This is a genomic window from Pseudomonas brassicacearum (assembly GCF_003732175.1).
GTDB lineage: Bacteria > Pseudomonadota > Gammaproteobacteria > Pseudomonadales > Pseudomonadaceae > Aquipseudomonas > Aquipseudomonas brassicacearum_G.
This window is the reverse complement of sequence record NZ_MOBI01000024.1, coordinates 143424-159863: the sequence shown is the minus strand read 5'-3', so window position 1 is coordinate 159863 and position 16440 is coordinate 143424. Positions and strand designations below refer to the sequence as shown.

Annotated in this window: 17 protein-coding genes; 8 read left to right on the top strand and 9 right to left on the bottom strand. The window is 58.5% G+C overall.

Going from position 1 to position 16440, the window contains the following annotated elements; translation table 11 throughout:
• The 3 genes from BK658_RS23765 to BK658_RS23755 form a co-directional block, all read left to right on the top strand.
• Positions 1 to 2154: RHS repeat-associated core domain-containing protein (locus tag BK658_RS23765; RefSeq protein WP_148049741.1), on the top strand; the 2154-nt coding region annotated here is incomplete at its 5' end.
• 5 nt (positions 2155 to 2159) lie between these two features.
• Positions 2160 to 2789, top strand: a complete 630-nt coding sequence (locus BK658_RS23760) for a hypothetical protein (RefSeq protein ID WP_123584434.1) — start codon at positions 2160 to 2162, stop codon at positions 2787 to 2789.
• Positions 2790 to 2980: 191 nt separating this feature from the next.
• The gene (locus BK658_RS23755) at positions 2981 to 3427 is read left to right on the top strand and encodes a hypothetical protein (RefSeq protein ID WP_123584433.1); all 447 of its coding nucleotides are present in this window, start codon (positions 2981 to 2983) and stop codon (positions 3425 to 3427) included.
• Positions 3428 to 3797: 370 nt separating this feature from the next.
• Here BK658_RS23755 and BK658_RS23750 read toward each other — a convergent pair whose 3' ends face one another.
• The 3 genes from BK658_RS23750 to BK658_RS23740 form a co-directional block, all read right to left on the bottom strand.
• Entirely contained in the window at positions 3798 to 4073 is a 276-nt protein-coding gene (locus BK658_RS23750) for an HU family DNA-binding protein (protein WP_003195589.1), read from the bottom strand.
• 188 nt (positions 4074 to 4261) lie between these two features.
• Positions 4262 to 5410, bottom strand: a complete 1149-nt coding sequence (locus BK658_RS23745) for an NAD(P)/FAD-dependent oxidoreductase (protein ID WP_123584432.1) — start codon at positions 5408 to 5410, stop codon at positions 4262 to 4264.
• A gap of 34 nt (positions 5411 to 5444) precedes the next feature.
• Positions 5445 to 5615: a rubredoxin gene (locus BK658_RS23740; protein WP_019694300.1), complete on the bottom strand. Its 171-nt coding sequence runs from the start codon at positions 5613 to 5615 to the stop codon at positions 5445 to 5447.
• Between the two features lie 201 nt (positions 5616 to 5816).
• Between BK658_RS23740 and BK658_RS23735 the strand changes: the two genes are divergently transcribed.
• Positions 5817 to 6380 carry a chorismate--pyruvate lyase family protein gene (locus tag BK658_RS23735; protein WP_123584431.1) on the top strand — a complete coding sequence of 188 codons (564 nt, stop codon included), beginning with the start codon at positions 5817 to 5819 and terminating at the stop codon, positions 6378 to 6380.
• Positions 6380 to 7270, top strand: coding sequence for a 4-hydroxybenzoate octaprenyltransferase (gene ubiA, locus BK658_RS23730; protein ID WP_123584430.1), 891 nt, complete (start codon positions 6380 to 6382; stop codon positions 7268 to 7270). Before BK658_RS23735 ends, ubiA begins: the two co-directional genes overlap by 1 nt.
• 83 nt (positions 7271 to 7353) lie before the next feature.
• On the opposite strand, the gene BK658_RS23725 is transcribed toward ubiA, so the two are convergent.
• A complete protein-coding gene (locus BK658_RS23725) occupies positions 7354 to 7737 on the bottom strand; it encodes a COG4315 family predicted lipoprotein (RefSeq protein ID WP_123584429.1) in 384 nt (127 codons plus the stop codon).
• Between the two features lie 151 nt (positions 7738 to 7888).
• Here BK658_RS23725 and phoB point away from each other — a divergent pair, with 151 nt between their 5' ends.
• The 3 genes from phoB to BK658_RS23710 all read left to right on the top strand — a co-directional run bounded on the left by phoB (position 7889) and on the right by BK658_RS23710 (position 11411).
• Positions 7889 to 8578, top strand: a complete 690-nt coding sequence (phoB, locus tag BK658_RS23720) for a phosphate regulon transcriptional regulator PhoB (protein ID WP_007896474.1) — start codon at positions 7889 to 7891, stop codon at positions 8576 to 8578.
• Positions 8579 to 8659: 81 nt separating this feature from the next.
• On the top strand, positions 8660 to 9946 hold the full coding sequence (phoR, locus tag BK658_RS23715) for a phosphate regulon sensor histidine kinase PhoR (RefSeq protein WP_259740126.1): 1287 nt from the start codon (positions 8660 to 8662) through the stop codon (positions 9944 to 9946).
• A gap of 124 nt (positions 9947 to 10070) precedes the next feature.
• On the top strand, positions 10071 to 11411 hold the full coding sequence (locus BK658_RS23710) for a hemolysin family protein (RefSeq protein WP_123584427.1): 1341 nt from the start codon (positions 10071 to 10073) through the stop codon (positions 11409 to 11411).
• Positions 11412 to 11607: 196 nt separating this feature from the next.
• Here the strand turns inward: BK658_RS23710 and BK658_RS23705 are convergent, their stop codons facing one another.
• The 5 genes from BK658_RS23705 to pstB all read right to left on the bottom strand — a co-directional run bounded on the left by BK658_RS23705 (position 11608) and on the right by pstB (position 16327).
• Entirely contained in the window at positions 11608 to 12504 is an 897-nt protein-coding gene (locus BK658_RS23705) for a M23 family metallopeptidase (RefSeq protein ID WP_123584426.1), read from the bottom strand.
• 221 nt (positions 12505 to 12725) lie between these two features.
• Positions 12726 to 13115, bottom strand: coding sequence for a DUF6124 family protein (locus tag BK658_RS23700; protein ID WP_123584425.1), 390 nt, complete (start codon positions 13113 to 13115; stop codon positions 12726 to 12728).
• A 447-nt stretch (positions 13116 to 13562) separates the two neighbouring features.
• A complete protein-coding gene (locus BK658_RS23695) occupies positions 13563 to 14477 on the bottom strand; it encodes a response regulator (RefSeq protein WP_123584424.1) in 915 nt (304 codons plus the stop codon).
• A 180-nt stretch (positions 14478 to 14657) separates the two neighbouring features.
• Positions 14658 to 15419 carry a phosphate signaling complex protein PhoU gene (gene phoU, locus BK658_RS23690; protein WP_054594760.1) on the bottom strand — a complete coding sequence of 254 codons (762 nt, stop codon included), beginning with the start codon at positions 15417 to 15419 and terminating at the stop codon, positions 14658 to 14660.
• A gap of 74 nt (positions 15420 to 15493) precedes the next feature.
• Positions 15494 to 16327 carry a phosphate ABC transporter ATP-binding protein PstB gene (pstB, locus tag BK658_RS23685; protein ID WP_054594761.1) on the bottom strand — a complete coding sequence of 278 codons (834 nt, stop codon included), beginning with the start codon at positions 16325 to 16327 and terminating at the stop codon, positions 15494 to 15496.
• Positions 16328 to 16440 lie beyond the last annotated feature (113 nt).

Sequence of the window (16440 nt, the reverse complement as noted above, 5' to 3'; positions counted from 1 at the left end):
CGGTTGATCAGCAGCCAGTTGCCGGACGGCCGCACCGAGCAGTATCAGCGCGATGTCGCCGGCCAGTTGATCGGCTACACCGACCCGGCCGGGCATACCACCCTGTATCAACATAACCGTCGCGGCCAGGTACGCCAGCGCACCGACGCCCATGGCCGGCAGGTGCAGTTCGGGTATGACAGCTACGGGCGGCTGCAAGCGCTGACCAATGAGAACGGCGAAAGTTATCGGTTTGCCTGGGACGCAGGGGATCGGCTGACCGAACAACAGGATCTGGATGGCAGCGCCAAACGCTACACCTATGACCTGCTGGATAACGTCGCGGCGGTCACGGCTGTTCCGGCGCCTTACGGCAACGGCCTGGCCGTGGTCCCCGAGACGCCCCCCGCTCCCATCGTTCATCAACTGGAACGCGACGCCGTTGGCCGGCTGATCGCCAAAGTCACCGACGATGGCCGCACCGACTACAGCTACGACCCGCTGGACCAGCTCACCGCCGTCACCTTCACCGACCACCACGGCAACGCACAAACCCTGAGCTTCGCCTACGACGCTCTCGGCCAGTTGCTCGCAGAACAAAGCACGGCCGGCAATCTGCACCACCACTACGACGAACTCGGCAACCTGATCCAGACCCAACTGCCTGATGGCCGCTGGCTCAATCGCCTGTACTACGGCAGCGGCCACCTGCACCAGATCAACCTCGACGGCCAGGTCATCAGCGACTTCGAACGCGACCGCCTGCACCGCGAAGTGCTGCGCACACAGGGCCAAATCAGCACCCGCAGCGAATACGACCGTAGCGGGCGTTTACGCTCACGCCAACGCCGTCACACCAACCAGCCATCGCTGATGCCGGCCGCAGTGCAGAAACATTTCGAGTACGACCCCGCCGACAACCTGATCGGCAAACTCGACCAGCAACCCGCCGCGCAACACCGCCAACTGCTGCACTACGACGCCACCGGCCGCATCATCGCCAGCCAGGACAGCCTGCACGGCCAGCGCGAAACCTTCGCCTACGACGCCGCTGCCAACCTGCTGGACGGCCCACAACCCGGCGCCGGGCTGGTGGTGCACAACAAACTGCTGACCTATCAGGACAAGCGTTATCGCTATGACGCGTTTGGTCGGCTGATCGAAAAACGCAGCGCTAAACGGGGCCTGCAGCGCTTCGGTTACGACGCTGAGAGCCGATTGATTGAAGTGCGCAACGAAAACGGCAGCGTGGTCAGGATGACCTACGACCCGCTGGGCCGACGCATCGAAAAAACCGAGCACGACACCCACGGCTACCCGCTGGGCGAAACCCGCTTCACCTGGGACGGCCTGCGCCTGTTGCAGGAACATCACCATCAGCAGACCAGCCTCTACCTCTACGAAGACGAAGGTTACGACCCCCTGGCCCGCGTCGACGGCACCGGCCCGCTGCAAAAAATCCGCTACTACCACAACGACCTCAACGGCCTGCCGGAACAGCTCACCGAGGCAGACGGCCACAACGTCTGGCAGGCGACTTATCGGGTGTGGGGCAACACGTTAGAAGAGGGGCGCGAGCCGTACTACATTGAAGAGCAGAACCTGCGATTCCAGGGACAGTACCTGGACCGGGAGACGGGGCTGCATTTCAATACGTTCAGGTTTTATGATCCGGATGTGGGGCGGTTTACGACGCCGGATCCGATTGGGTTGGTGGGGGGAATCAACCTCTATCAATATGCGCCAAACCCTCTGACGTGGATGGACCCATGGGGATGGGCATGCAAAAGCGCAGTCAGTGGCAATAAAGGCCGAACCAAGGCGATCCATGACCTTAAGCGAAATGGGTTTAAGGTCGTCGCTGAAGAAGTCACCATGAAGGTCAATGGGAAACGTATTCGGGCTGACTTCGTGGCCAAAGACCGAAACGGAAAACTGCACGTATTTGAAGTGAAGCACGGCACCGGGAAGTTGACCCCCAACCAAACCGACTCCAAAGTCTTCGACATGACTAAGCCGGCCAACACCACACAACATTTGGGAGGGGGCACGATAAAACCTTCAGCCGGCACGCAGGGTACCTTCAAGGTTGATACCAAAGGAAAGCCGGGGGTGCCGCTGGGTGGGAAAGGCACACAGCACAATGCAACCTTCAATCTCTTAATCTACAAGTGAACATAATGAGCATAGAAACTCGTAAAAGCTTGGAAGTAGAATTACTGGCGGAGCTAAAAAAGATAACGTCGTCCCACTTGGACCTGAAAGCGAGCAAAAACAAACTTGGCCTACTTATCTCCAAGGAAAAGCTCGGAGAGATTTACATACAACACTTGACCAAGGCCGACGGCTACTATGCGGGCCTGGAGATTTATACATGCGAGGCATTTAGCTTCTGCATAAACAAATCACCGCCCTATCAGAGCCGACTATTGAACTCATCTTTTTTGTCGAAAAGTTCATTATCGGAAGAAACAAAACAGTTTGGTGACGAGCTGGGCGGCATCATTAGAACCCCATCGCCTGATGAAGTAAGCGCAACAGTCAAAAAAATAAACGAACGTCTGATAAAATTTTACTTATCAAAGGCAGAGAACGGCATTCTTGGTACGCCCTCATTAATTGATGACGTACTAGCTGAACCTGACAACTATGCGTACCCCTTTCTAACCGCATTATTTGCAGCGCAAAAAAATGACCTGAGCCTGGACTCAGACGTCTTCAAAAAAGTCCTCGCAACCAAATCAATATTTGGAAACAAACAATTTGATCTGGCTTTGGCAAATAAAATTCTGGGGGTAGGCAAAAAGTAAACCGCATCAGCCGGTTTACGACGGCTGCGCCGCCGAGCGGGAGTAAGCTCCCTCGCCACGAACCGCAGGGCTGACCAAAGCAACACCTTGGGGGCATGAGTCAATGGACAAGTACCGCCATACAGGATGGGACTTGGTAAACGTTATAAAAACCACCGGACAATGGTAAAGCAAGCTTTACAGGAGAGGACATGAGCGGGTTGACCGATTTCCACATTTTCTGGGGCGCTGCGATGGAGATCGCAGAAAAGCAATCCGCGTCGATGGAAGCCGAAGGTGCAGAAGATTTTGCAGGGAACCTTTACAACGAATACGTCGAGCAAGGCGCCCCAAAAAATAAAAATAAATGGTTAACAGAACGTCTAGAAAATGAGTTCCTGTGTTTGAATGAAAAACCTGTATGGGTGGGCGAACCAGCCTGGTTGTATCATCAGGGCCTACCCATGGTCTTCTTACATCAATTTTTAGTCTCGCCCTCAGCACAGCATATAAAAGAAAAAATTTCACTTGGCGACACCATATACGTGTTTAGCTCAAAACATATTCTTAAAAGATCGTCAGGGGACAGTTGGACGGTCATTTATCGAACGGCCGTCCAAACCGTTGAAGGAGAGACTGCAGTGGAAACCTTAGAGTAGGCTGTTATAAATCTGACGCCACTTATAGCGATCGAGTATCAAGCCGTACGTCTACCATAAATGCAGAACTATCATATGAAAGACTTAGCCAATGAAAATCCTAAACTGGCAGACGAGATAACGGCCATCATGGCCTCGGGCAATGAGCTCGATGAGCAAAAAAATCCGCTACTACCACAACGACCTCAACGGCCTACCGGAACAGCTAGGCTTCTACACCGTTAACCACTCATTCTCCCCCTATAAAAACCAAGCGTGATCTACCAGTGGAAGGCATTCGTTAAAATGCGCCAATCAGCGCAAACAAAAAATGGGCACCCGACCCAGTCGGCGTGCCCATTTTTTTACCGCCCCGAGACGGTGCTACCTGTTACGGGTTGACGCTGTCTTTCAACGACTTGCCCGGCTTGAACGCAACAGTGTTGCTGGCCTTGATTTTCACTGGCTCACCGGTTTGCGGGTTCTTGCCGGTGCGAGCGCCACGGTGGCGTTGCAGGAAAGTACCGAAGCCCACCAGGGTGACGCTGTCTTTACGGTGCAGAGCGCCGGTGATTTCTTCGAGGACGGCGTTGAGTACGCGGTTAGCCTGTTCTTTGGTGAGGTCAGCCTTTTCAGCGATTGCTGCGGCGAGATCTGGTTTACGCATGAGTGAAGCCTCTTTGACGGTTTTTTGTTGTTATGTCCGTGCTGTTCTTCCGGAACAGCGCCCAAGGCGCCGCAGGCTCTACTCTGCGGCAGACGGAGTGAGGATGGCATGCGGTTACGAGCGGCGCCAGTCTCGGGGCGACCTTTGTAGAGGCAAAAGCGGGATGATTCCGACAGAACGACCGGTATTTACGCCAAAAGCGCCGGAAGCTCCTTGTTTAGAGCCAGTTTCTCCATCACTGCCGCCCCGGTGAGCGCGTAACCCAGTAGTTTTCCGCTGGCATCACGGCACAGCGCCTTGATGTCGGCGCCCTGCCCTTCGACGGTCCAGACACCTTCAAAACCCCGTGGTGGCGGGGAAACCACCAATGGGCAGACCGGTGTTTTCACGGTAATCGGCATCGCACCGTAGCTGACCGCCGTCGGGTTGCCGGCCAGGGTTTGCGCCAGCGCACGCGCACAACTCATCAGGGGCATCACGTACAGCAAATTCAGCCCATCGACCTCGGCGCAGTCGCCCAAGGCGTAGATATTGGCGTGAGAGGTCTTCAGATGACGGTCAACGACCACACCGCGGTTGATCTGCAAACCGGCAGCGGCCGCCAGATCGATGCGCGGGCGCAGGCCAATGGCGGAAACCACTACGTCGCAGGGGATCACCTGGCCATCGGACAAATGCCCTTCGAGCCCGTCATCGGTACGTTGCAAGCTATTGAGTACCGGGCCGAGGTGGAACTGCGCGCCCAGGCTTTCCAGCCCGGCCTGCACGGCTGCGGCGGCCGCCGGGTGAAGCAGCGTCGGCATGACTTGTTCGCACGGCGCGACCAGTTGCACCTCATAACCACCGAGGATCAGGTCGTTGGCGAACTCACAGCCGATCAGGCCAGCGCCGAGCAACAACACCCGACGCTTGCCGGCAGCCGCCGCCCGAAAGCGCGCGTAGTCTTCGAGGTCGTTGATCGGGAAAATCGCCTCGGGCGCATCGCCCTGCACCGGCACGCGCACGGTTTCAGCGCCCCAGGCGAGGATCAGGTCGCGATAGGCCACGGCTTCTTCGCCGATCCACAGGCGTTTGTGGCCCGGGTCGATGCCGCTGATGCGCGTGTGGGTCCGCACTTCAGCTTTTAGTTGTTCGGCCATGGCGCCGGGCTCGGCCATGCTCAGGCCATCGGCGTCCTTGTTCTTGCCGAAACCGGTGGAGAGCATCGGTTTGGAGTAAGAGCGTCCATCATCTGCGGTAATCAGCAGCAGCGGTGTTTCGCCATCGAGTTTGCGAAACTCCCGGGCCAGGTTGTAGCCAGCCAGCCCAGTGCCGACGATCACGACAGGTGCGTTCATTCGTTACTCCTCTTCAATTCATGAAAATCTGTGATCAGGCAGCGATTTCGATCATTTCGAAATCCATTTTGCCGACGCCACAGTCTGGACACAGCCAGTCTTCCGGTACGTCCTGCCACAAGGTTCCGGCCGCGATGCCGTCATCCGGCCAGCCGTCGGCTTCGTTGTAGATCAGCCCACAGACCACGCATTGCCACTTTTTCATTACTTGTTTCCTCAGGTTCTCAGGCTTTTACTGGCGCGAATGGTCACCCGATAAGGGGCTGCCGTCCGGCTCAAGGCGTTTTGTACTGATCGGGCGCAACAGATGCAAGTCTGTTCGCGGCCATTACCCGGTCTGATCAGTCAATATCACCGACCGACATGGTAAGCTCGCCGCCTCATTTGCTGCCAATACTGACTCACTGTGCCGCACTCAAAACCCCTCGCCCCTGCTCTGTTCTGGCTGCCACAAAGCCAGCTGACCCCACTACCCGACGCGCAAACCCTCGACTGGCTATTCGATGAGGGCTCGCTCACCCGCCGCCTGACCCGTTTGTCGGATGACGGCTTCAGCGTGACGCCGCTGTTCGAAGGCTGGCAGCCTTTGCGTGCAGACGAATGCACTGCACTGGAATTGCCCGAAGGCAGCGAAGGCTGGGTTCGCGAGGTGTATTTGCGCGGTCATGGCGAAGCCTGGGTGTTTGCCCGCAGTGTGGCGGCACGCAGTTCGTTGCAGGATGGCGGGTTGAATATGGATGAGTTGGGCAGCCGCTCCCTGGGCGAGCTGTTGTTTTGCGATCAGGCGTTCCAGCGCCGCGCCATCGAGGTTTGTCACTATCCCGTCGAGTGGTTGCCGAGTGAGTCTCAAGCACCGGAACTGTGGGGCCGGCGCTCGCGTTTCGACCGGGGGAACCTGAGCGTGCTGGTTGCAGAAATATTCCTGCCAGCCCTGTGGCGCGCTGCCGGCGCGAATACGGAGAACTGCTGATGTACCAAAGCCTGCTCAAGTCATTGAATCGCGTGAACCCGCGCGCCTGGGACTTCATCCAGTTGACGCGCATGGACAAGCCAATCGGCATTTACCTGCTGCTGTGGCCAACGCTGTGGGCACTGTGGATTGCCGGCAAAGGCTCGCCGTCATTGGCCAACATTGCGATTTTCGTCCTTGGCGTGGTGCTGACCCGCGCAGGTGGCTGCGTGATCAATGACTGGGCCGACCGGAAAGTCGACGGTCACGTGAAACGTACCGAACAACGGCCGTTGGTCAGCGGCAAGATCAGCTCCAAAGAAGCACTGGTGTTCTTCGCATTGCTGATGGGCGCGAGCTTCCTGTTGGTGCTGTGCACCAACGCGGCCACGGTCTGGCTGTCGTTCGGCGGTCTGGCGCTGGCCGCCACTTACCCGTTCATGAAGCGCTACACCTATTATCCGCAAGTGGTACTGGGCGCGGCGTTCTCGTGGGGCATGCCGATGGCATTCACCGCCGAAACCGGTGAACTGCCGGCCATCGCCTGGTTGCTATGGATCGCCAACCTGCTGTGGACCGTGGGTTATGACACCTATTACGCGATGACCGACCGCGACGACGATTTGAAGATTGGGGTGAAATCCACGGCGATTCTGTTTGGCGATGCCGATCGGGTGATCATTCTCACCCTGCAAGGCCTGGCCCTGGGGTGCCTGCTGCTGGCCGGATCGAAATTCGAGCTGGGCGGCTGGTTCCACCTCGGGCTGCTGGCCGCGGCCGCGTGCTTTGCCTGGGAGTTCTGGTACACCCGCGACAGGGACCGATTGAAGTGTTTCCGGGCCTTCCTGCATAATCATTGGGCCGGGTTGGCGATTTTCGTCGGGATCGTGCTGGATTACGCGTTGCGTTGACCGGTTTGAAAGATCGCAGCCTCCGGCAGCTCCTACGGGGCGTCGCGTGCAGGAGTTGCCGAAGGCTGCGATCTTTTACCAGGTTACATAGGCTTGGCGACGTGCCAGGTGCCATCCATTTTCCCTTCACCGGTCATGTCACCGGCCTTCTTGTCCATCACAAAGGTGTACAGCGGCTTGCCGTAGTAGGCCCATTGCATCTTGCCGTCGTCGCGTTTGATCACCGTCCAGTCGCCCATGGACTTGGCGCCGCTTGCAGCCGCGAGCGGCGGCCAGTTGGCGGCGCACTTGTCATTGCACATGGACTTGCCAGCAGCATCCTTGTCAAAGGTATACAAGGTCATGCCCTTGCTATCGACCAGCGTGCCATTCTTTACCATCGCCGGATCAGCGGCGAAGGCCATTGCCGGTAATGCCAGGGCAGCGGCCAACATCAGGGCTTTAAACGATTGAGCGTAGTGAGTCATAGAAACCTTCCTTTGTGGTTGTCAGGATCCGGATTTAAAGCGTAGCTCAGGATTGCGCTGCTTGCCGCACGACTAAAATACTGTCACACGACTGCAATAATTCCGTTATCTAATGCGGCGCAAGACAGTTAAATGACAAGAGGATTAAGGCATGGTTGGCAGGAGCATTCTGATCGTCGACGACGAAGCGCCCATTCGCGAAATGATCGCCGTTGCGTTGGAAATGGCCGGCTATGACTGCCTGGAGGCCGAAAACTCCCAGCAGGCTCACGCCATTATCGTCGACCGTAAACCGGACCTGATCCTGCTCGACTGGATGCTTCCCGGCACTTCAGGCATCGAGCTGGCCCGCCGTCTCAAGCGCGATGAACTGACCGGGGACATCCCGATCATCATGCTCACCGCCAAGGGCGAAGAGGACAACAAGATCCAGGGCCTGGAAGTCGGCGCCGATGACTACATTACCAAGCCGTTTTCGCCACGCGAGCTGGTTGCGCGCCTGAAAGCCGTGCTGCGTCGTGCCGGCCCTACCGACGGCGAAGCACCGATCGAAGTTGGCGGCCTGCTGCTGGACCCGATCAGCCACCGCGTGACCATCGACGGCAAACCCGCCGAGATGGGCCCGACCGAATACCGCTTGCTGCAATTTTTCATGACCCATCAGGAACGCGCCTACACCCGCGGGCAATTGCTCGATCAGGTCTGGGGCGGCAATGTGTATGTCGAAGAGCGCACCGTCGACGTGCACATCCGTCGATTGCGCAAAGCACTCGGTGATGCCTACGAGAATCTGGTACAAACCGTGCGTGGCACCGGCTACCGGTTTTCCACCAAGGCCTGAGCCGGCCCTTACCTGCTCGACACGCTGACAAGGACGCAAGTTTAAGTGAACCAAAACTGGCATGGCACTCTGATCCGCCACATGCTGTTACTGGTCACCGGCTGCCTGGTGATCGGCCTGATTACAGGCGCATACGGCTGGAGCCTGGCCGCAGGCCTGGGAATTTACCTGGCCTGGACCCTCAAGCAATTGCTGCGCCTGCACGAGTGGCTACGCCTGCAAAAACCCGACGAACCACCACCCGATGGCTACGGCTTGTGGGGTGAAGTGTTCGACAGCATCTACCACCTGCAACGGCGCGATCAACGCGTGCGCGGACGCCTGCAAGCGGTGATCGACCGGGTTCAGGAGTCCACCGCAGCATTGAAAGACGCCGTGATCATGCTCGACAGCGACGGCAACCTGGAATGGTGGAACCGCGCCGCTGAAACCCTGCTGGGCCTCAAGACCCCGCAGGACAGCGGTCAGCCGGTGACCAACCTGGTGCGTCACCCGCGTTTCAAGGAATACTTCGAGCAGGACAACTACGCCGAACCGCTGGAAATCCCTTCGCCAACCAATGACCGGATGCGGATTCAGCTGTACATCACCCGTTACGGCAACAACGAACACTTGATGCTGGTGCGCGACGTCACCCGCATTCATCAGCTTGAGCAAATGCGCAAAGACTTCATCGCCAACGTCTCCCACGAACTGCGCACGCCGTTGACGGTGATCTGCGGCTACCTGGAAACCCTGCTCGATAACGTCGAAGAGGTGAATCCGCGCTGGAGCCGAGCGTTGCAGCAAATGCAGCAACAGGGCGGACGCATGCAGACGCTGCTCAACGACTTGCTGCTGTTGGCCAAGCTCGAAGCCACCGATTACCCGTCGGACAACCAGCCGGTGCCGATCGACAGTCTGCTGCAATCGATCAAGAGTGACGCTCAGGCGCTGTCCGGGCAGCGCAACCAGCACATCACCCTGGAAGCCGATCCGTCGATTATGCTCAAGGGCAGTGAAGCCGAGTTGCGCAGCGCGTTCTCGAACCTGGTGTTCAATGCCGTCAAATACACCCCGGACGGTGGCAACATCCGCATCCGCTGGTGGGGCGACGAGCAAGGCGCACACCTCAGCGTGCAGGACTCGGGAATCGGCATCGACAACAAACACCTGCCGCGCCTGACCGAGCGCTTCTACCGCGTCGACTCCAGCCGCAATTCCAATACCGGTGGCACCGGGCTGGGCCTGGCCATCGTCAAACACGTTTTGTTACGTCATCGCGCGCGAATGGAGATCAGCAGTGTGCTGGGTCACGGCAGCACGTTCACCTGCCATTTCGCGCCGGCACAGGTGACAAAATCGCGGGTCAGCTCGCTGACCGACTAGCGCGAACGTTGACTGAACACTAGGCAATCGCCCTGTCAGCCGCTACATTGGCTGACTTGGGCCTGCCTTTCAGGCTCGGCAATCCCCCTTCTTTTCGAATATACGGAACCCGCAAAACTCCATCATGGACCCTTCCCCTGGCTTGACCCTCGCTTCACTCTTCGCCGATTTCGGCATGATTCTTTTTGCACTGATCCTGGTTTTGCTCAACGGCTTCTTCGTTGCGGCGGAGTTTGCCATGGTCAAACTGCGCTCGACCCGGGTCGAGGCCATTGCTGAGAAAAACGGCTGGCGCGGGCACATCCTGCGCACCGTACACAGCCAGCTCGACGCCTACCTGTCCGCCTGCCAATTGGGTATCACCCTCGCCTCCCTGGGCCTTGGCTGGGTCGGTGAACCGGCGTTCGCGCACATTCTCGAACCGTTGCTGAGCGCGGTCGGCGTCAACTCGCCGGAAGTGGTCAAGGGTGTGTCGTTCTTCACCGCCTTCTTTATCATTTCGTATCTGCACATCGTGGTCGGCGAACTGGCCCCCAAATCCTGGGCCATCCGCAAACCCGAGTTGCTGTCGCTGTGGACGGCGGTGCCGCTGTACCTGTTCTACTGGGCGATGTACCCGGCCATTTACCTGCTTAATGCCAGCGCCAACACGATTCTGCGGATCGCTGGCCAAGGTGAACCCGGCCCTCATCATGAGCACCATTACAGCCGTGAAGAACTGAAACTGATCCTGCACTCCAGCCGTGGCCAGGACCCGAGCGACCAAGGCATGCGCGTACTCGCCTCGGCCGTGGAAATGGGCGAGCTGGAAGTGGTCGACTGGGCCAACTCCCGGGAAGACCTGGTGACGCTGGAGTTCAACGCGCCGCTCAAGGAGATCCTCGCGCTGTTCCGTCGTCACAAATTCAGCCGCTACCCGGTGTACGACAGCGAACGCCAGGAGTTCGTCGGCCTGCTGCACATCAAGGACCTGCTGCTGGAGCTGGCAGCGCTGGACCACATTCCCGAGTCGTTCAACCTGGCCGAGCTGACCCGCCCGCTGGAACGCGTATCGCGGCACATGCCGCTGTCGCAGCTACTGGAGCAGTTCCGCAAGGGTGGTTCGCACTTCGCCGTGGTTGAAGAGGCTGACGGCAACATCATCGGCTACCTGACCATGGAAGACGTACTGGAAGTGCTGGTCGGCGATATCCAGGACGAGCACCGCAAGGCCGAACGCGGGATCCTCGCTTATCAGCCGGGCAAATTGCTGGTGCGCGGTGACACACCGCTGTTCAAGGTCGAACGCCTGCTGGGCATCGATCTGGACCACGTCGAAGCGGAAACCCTCGCCGGGCTGGTCTACGAAACCCTGAAACGGGTGCCGGAAGAGGAAGAAGTACTGGAAGTCGAAGGTTTGCGGATCATCATCAAAAAGATGAAAGGCCCGAAGATCATTTTGGCCAAGGTGCTGATGCTCGATTAAGCATCGCTACGTCCAGGAGAGGTGCTTTTGTGGCGAGGGGGCCTGTCGGAGCGCCGCATCGCCCCGTTGGGTCGCGTAGCGGCCCCAAACCCTGCAACCGCATTTTTCCCGACACGCCGCATTCATTGATTTCAGGACGGCTTCGCCGTCCAACGGGGGCAAGCCCCCTCGCCACGGTTGATCGCAGTGACCTGGACTATTGTTTGCCGAGCGCAAAGTTCGGCAAGCTGCCCACCGGCTGGTTGAACTGGTACGGAATCGACACCAACCCCAACCCGCTATTGCGCTGCACCACGAAGTGCAGATGCGGTCCGCTGCTGTTGCCGGTATTGCCCGATAACCCCAGCGCACTACCGACCGCCACCCGCTGACCTTCCCGTACACACACCGAGCCGCGCTTGAGGTGCAGGTACACGCCCATCGTTCCGTCATCGTGCAACACCCGCACGAAATTGCCCGACGGGTCGGTGCCGCGTCCGCTCTGGTTGTTTTCGGTCTTCACCACCATCCCGCCACGCGCCGCGATGATCGGCGTGCCTTCAGGCATCGCGATGTCCATGGCATAGCGGTTCTTGACCCCAAAATGGCTGTATCGGCCATTAGGGCCCTGAGTCAGGTGGAACGGTCCGCCACGCCACGGCAGCGGATACCGATAGGCCAGCGTGGTATCTGTGGGGTTGCCCAGGGAATAGTTGAACGTCGGGGTATAGGCCAGCGGCTTGCCGGGCGTAATCGCCGTGAGCAACGCCAGACGCATAGTGCTGCGCGCCGGCAACACCCGACGGATCGCTTGTGCCGGTGCACCACTGACATTCTTCAGCCCGGTGAAACTCAGCTCGACCTCTACCGGCGCATACAAATCGTTGCGCACAAACACACTGTGCGTGTCCCTCTGCTTCTTGATATCCAGAAGTACCTGGCGCTCAAGGTGCTCTTCCATGCGGTCGCGGAACACAAAGATCCGTGCGCCATGGGAGGGACGGTCACTGTAGGAGACCACACCCGTCACGCTCGTGGATTTGTAAATAGTGATGGCCACAGCCGAGGTGGAGGCCATGAACAGACCACAGAAAAACAGCAATCGCGCGAACATGGGCAAGGTTCTGTCGAGGAAGGCCTGAAATCAGCCTAGCAGCCAGAATGGACCCGCGTAGTCGGCAGATGTTTCAAATGAGTGTAGGCCTGTGATGATCGTTCCCACGCTCCCGCGTGGGAATGCATCCTGTGACGCTCTGCGTCACGCGCCAAAGCGGACGCGGAGCGTCCGGGGCGGCATTCCCACGCAGAGCGTGGGAACGATCAACTAACGATCAACTACATCTTGACCCGGTACTCCGTTGGGTTCGGTGGGTCGAGGTTATCCATGGCGCGGTCGATCAGCAGTTGGGCGCCTTCGGCCATGCGGTAAATGGCCAGGGCGACGTTGCGGCGGGAGCCTTCGATTTCGAAGGCGAGGTCGCCGGCGATGGCTTTGATGGAGGCGATGTCTTCAGAGGCGTTGGCCAGGAGGCTGTCGGTGTCGACGCCGGGGGCGACGATGAAGAGTTGGCCTTTGCGGGCGTCGGCCAAGTGGATTTTGGGTGGGGGCGTGCCGAGGTGGTGGTCTAGGGCGCGTTCGGCAGCTTCGTGGAGTTTTTTCGAATCGGGGGATTCGTAGGGGGATGTTGCTGGGTCTTCTGGTGGATTTGGTGTGGCCTTGAACATTGGTGTATCTCCCTGGAACTAAGGAGCTGACACCGTTTCGCTTGCGCTTCGAAAGAGGTGGCAGCTGTGCGTTGGTGTGCAAGACCGGTCCAGGAACCCGGCAGACCCGAAGGTCTCCGACGCACAGCCGCCATAACGATTCGCGAGCATAAAAAAACGCTCGATGAATAGCCATCTACGATTGTGCACCTGGACCGGACTTGCACGTCCGAGTCACCGTTTTTTGGTGACAGGGTGAGACTAGCCCTGACGCACAGGCCGGGATAGTTACCGAACACCGCTACAACTTGAAGGAAATGTCCGAGGAAGTGGGGCTGTGATGATCGTTCCCACGCTCTGCGTGGGAATGCATCCTGTGACGCTCTGCGTCACCTCATGAAGCGGACGCGGAGCGTCCATGGCGGCATTCCTTTGCTGCGCGTGGGAACGATCAAAGGGGTGAGGTACTTACGCACCCGGTACGAAATGCTTCTGCGCCGTGCCGCGGGCGATCAGGCGGGAGATGTAGTCGAGCTTTTGCGCATCCTGGTCGACGAAGCGGAAGGTCAGTTGCAGCCAGTCGCTGTCGGGTTTCGGCTCATGGGCGACGATGGCGTGCAGGTAGCCGTTCAGGCGGGCGACTTCGGCGTTGTCGCCCTGCTCCAGGTCAAGCACGGCGCTGTCGAGCACTTGCGGCAGGGTGTCGGTGCGCTTAACCACCAACAAGGCTTCCTTGATGCTCAACGCTTTGATTACGCAGGGCTGAGTACCACTGGGCAGGCGCAGTTGACCTTGGCCACGACCACCGGTCGGGGCCGCGGACGCCGCTGGTGCCTTGACCGGCGGGCTGTTGAGCAGACCACGAGAAGGCGCTGCAGCAGGGGCCGGCGCGGCGGCAGGGGCGACGACAGCAGCCTTACCGCCCGTGAGCGCGCTAAGGGAGTCGTTGCCGAACGCCGAATTCATCTTGGTGGGTGCGCTGTTCATCAAGGTGTCGAGTTTGCCGACCTTGTTCAACGCCTGCTTGACCTTGGTCAACAGCTGCTCGTTGGTGAACGGTTTGCTGACATAGCCAGAAACGCCGGCCTGAATCGCCTGAACCACGTTTTCCTTGTCGCCACGGCTGGTGACCATGACAAACGGCATGCTCTTGAGATTGTCCTGCTCACGGCACCAGGTGAGCAGTTCGAGGCCAGACATTTCCGGCATTTCCCAGTCGCACAGGACCAGGTCGAATGCTTCCTTGGCCAGCATGGCCTGGGCCTTTTTGCCGTTGACGGCATCTTCGGTCCGGATACCCGGGAAGTAGTTGCGCAGGCACTTCTTTACCAGATCGCGAATAAACGACGCATCGTCCACGACCAACACACTGATCTTGCTCATCCAACACCCCTATAGAAATCCCGGCAAGCATAACGCTGGCTGATGGCACTTTGCCAAAACTCTTCAGTCACGCCGGGACTTTTCGTTCGCGGGTGCTGCTTTTTTATTCGGCTTTTCAATTCGAAAGCCACCCAAACAAAAACGCCCGACCAAAAGGCCGGGCGCTTTACTTGGGCAATCTTACTTATCGTCAGCTTTGCCCGGAACATTAGCGCTTTCGGCACTTGTGCCTTCAACTTCTTCCTTCATGCGCTTGAGGCCCAGGTGACGGACATCGGTTCCGCGCACCAGGTAAATCACCAGCTCGGAAATATTGCGTGCGTGGTCGCCAATCCGCTCCAGCGAACGCAGCACCCAAATGATGCTCAAGACCCGCGTGATAGAGCGCGGATCTTCCATCATGTAGGTCGCCAGCTCGCGCAGGGCGGTCTTGTATTCACGGTCGATGACCTTGTCGTACTGGGCCACCGACAATGCCAACTCGGCGTCGAAGCGAGCAAAGGCGTCCAGTGCATCGCGAACCATATTGCGCACCTGGTCGCCAATGTGCCGAACTTCGACGTAACCCCGCGGGGCCTCGCCTTCTTCGCACAGCTGAATGGCACGACGGGCGATTTTGGTCGCTTCATCGCCGATGCGTTCCAGATCGATCACCGACTTGGAGATGCTGATGATCAAACGCAAGTCCGACGCGGCCGGCTGACGACGAGCCAGAATGCGCAGGCATTCTTCGTCGATATTGCGTTCCATCTGGTTGATCTGGTCGTCGATCTCGCGCACTTGCTGGGCCAGGCCCGAGTCCGCTTCGATCAGTGCAGTGACCGCATCATTGACCTGCTTTTCGACCAGCCCGCCCATGGCCAGGAGGTGGCTGCGCACTTCCTCGAGCTCAGCGTTGAACTGCTGGGAGATGTGGTGGGTAAGGCCTTCTTTGCTAATCATGTTGGCGTCCTTGGAGCGTCCGGTAAGGTGCGGTCTACCGCAGCGATGGTTAAGCGAGCAACGCTAGCGGCATCCTAGCCATAACGACCGGTGATGTAGTCTTCGGTCTGCTTCTTCGCCGGATTGGTGAACAGGGTATCGGTGTCGCCGAATTCCACCAGTTTGCCCATGTACATGAAGGCCGTGTAGTCGGAAACCCGCGCGGCCTGTTGCATGTTGTGGGTCACGATGACAATGGTGAACTTGGATTTCAGTTCGTAGATCAGCTCTTCGACTTTCAGCGTCGAGATCGGGTCGAGTGCCGAGCACGGTTCGTCGAGCAGCAGCACTTCCGGCTCGACCGCAATGGTACGAGCAATCACCAGACGTTGCTGCTGACCACCGGACAAGCCCAGGGCCGATTCGTGCAGACGGTCTTTCACTTCATCCCACAGTGCCGCGCCTTTCAACGCCCACTCAACGGCTTCGTCGAGTACGCGCTTTTTGTTGATGCCCTGAATACGCAGGCCGTAGACCACGTTTTCATAAATGGTTTTCGGGAACGGGTTCGGCTTCTGGAACACCATGCCGACGCGACGACGCAGTTCGGCCACATCTTCGCCCTTGCGGTAGATGTTGTTGCCGTACAGGTTGATCTCGCCTTCCACACGGCAGCCATCGACCAGATCGTTCATCCGGTTGAAGGTGCGCAGCAGCGTTGACTTGCCGCAACCGGACGGACCGATGAACGCGGTCACGCGCTGCTTGGGAATGTTCATGCTGACGTCGAACAGCGCTTGTTTGTCGCCGTAGAACAGGCTCAGGCTTGGCACTTCGATAGCCACGGTTTCCTGTGCCAGGTTCAGGCTCTGTTTGTCGCGACCCAGGGCCGACATGTTGATGCCGTGGGTGTGTGTTTCGTGCTGCATGGGAAACTCCCTGTGCTAACAAATTCGGTTCGGTTTTTGTGGGAGCGCGTTTGCTCGCGATGGCATCACTGCGGTTTCAAACTTGAACCGCGTCGCCCGCATCGCGAGCAGGC

What these genes read in the sequence shown, in the direction of transcription:
- BK658_RS23745 (WP_123584432.1), bottom strand. Translation starts at nt 5,410, where the DNA reads ATGAACGCACCTGTCGTGATCGTCGGCACTGGGCTGGCTGGCTACAAC.
- BK658_RS23725 (WP_123584429.1), bottom strand. Translation starts at nt 7,737, where the DNA reads ATGACTCACTACGCTCAATCGTTTAAAGCCCTGATGTTGGCCGCTGCC.
- BK658_RS23710 (WP_123584427.1), top strand. Translation starts at nt 10,071, where the DNA reads ATGGACCCTTCCCCTGGCTTGACCCTCGCTTCACTCTTCGCCGATTTC.
- BK658_RS23740 (WP_019694300.1), bottom strand. Translation starts at nt 5,615, where the DNA reads ATGAAAAAGTGGCAATGCGTGGTCTGTGGGCTGATCTACAACGAAGCC.
- BK658_RS23700 (WP_123584425.1), bottom strand. Translation starts at nt 13,115, where the DNA reads ATGTTCAAGGCCACACCAAATCCACCAGAAGACCCAGCAACATCCCCC.
- BK658_RS23760 (WP_123584434.1), top strand. Translation starts at nt 2,160, where the DNA reads ATGAGCATAGAAACTCGTAAAAGCTTGGAAGTAGAATTACTGGCGGAG.
- BK658_RS23755 (WP_123584433.1), top strand. Translation starts at nt 2,981, where the DNA reads ATGAGCGGGTTGACCGATTTCCACATTTTCTGGGGCGCTGCGATGGAG.
- phoU (WP_054594760.1), bottom strand. Translation starts at nt 15,419, where the DNA reads ATGATTAGCAAAGAAGGCCTTACCCACCACATCTCCCAGCAGTTCAAC.
- pstB (WP_054594761.1), bottom strand. Translation starts at nt 16,327, where the DNA reads ATGCAGCACGAAACACACACCCACGGCATCAACATGTCGGCCCTGGGT.
- phoR (WP_259740126.1), top strand. Translation starts at nt 8,660, where the DNA reads ATGCTGTTACTGGTCACCGGCTGCCTGGTGATCGGCCTGATTACAGGC.
- BK658_RS23695 (WP_123584424.1), bottom strand. Translation starts at nt 14,477, where the DNA reads ATGAGCAAGATCAGTGTGTTGGTCGTGGACGATGCGTCGTTTATTCGC.
- BK658_RS23705 (WP_123584426.1), bottom strand. Translation starts at nt 12,504, where the DNA reads ATGTTCGCGCGATTGCTGTTTTTCTGTGGTCTGTTCATGGCCTCCACC.
- ubiA (WP_123584430.1), top strand. Translation starts at nt 6,380, where the DNA reads ATGTACCAAAGCCTGCTCAAGTCATTGAATCGCGTGAACCCGCGCGCC.
- phoB (WP_007896474.1), top strand. Translation starts at nt 7,889, where the DNA reads ATGGTTGGCAGGAGCATTCTGATCGTCGACGACGAAGCGCCCATTCGC.
- BK658_RS23750 (WP_003195589.1), bottom strand. Translation starts at nt 4,073, where the DNA reads ATGCGTAAACCAGATCTCGCCGCAGCAATCGCTGAAAAGGCTGACCTC.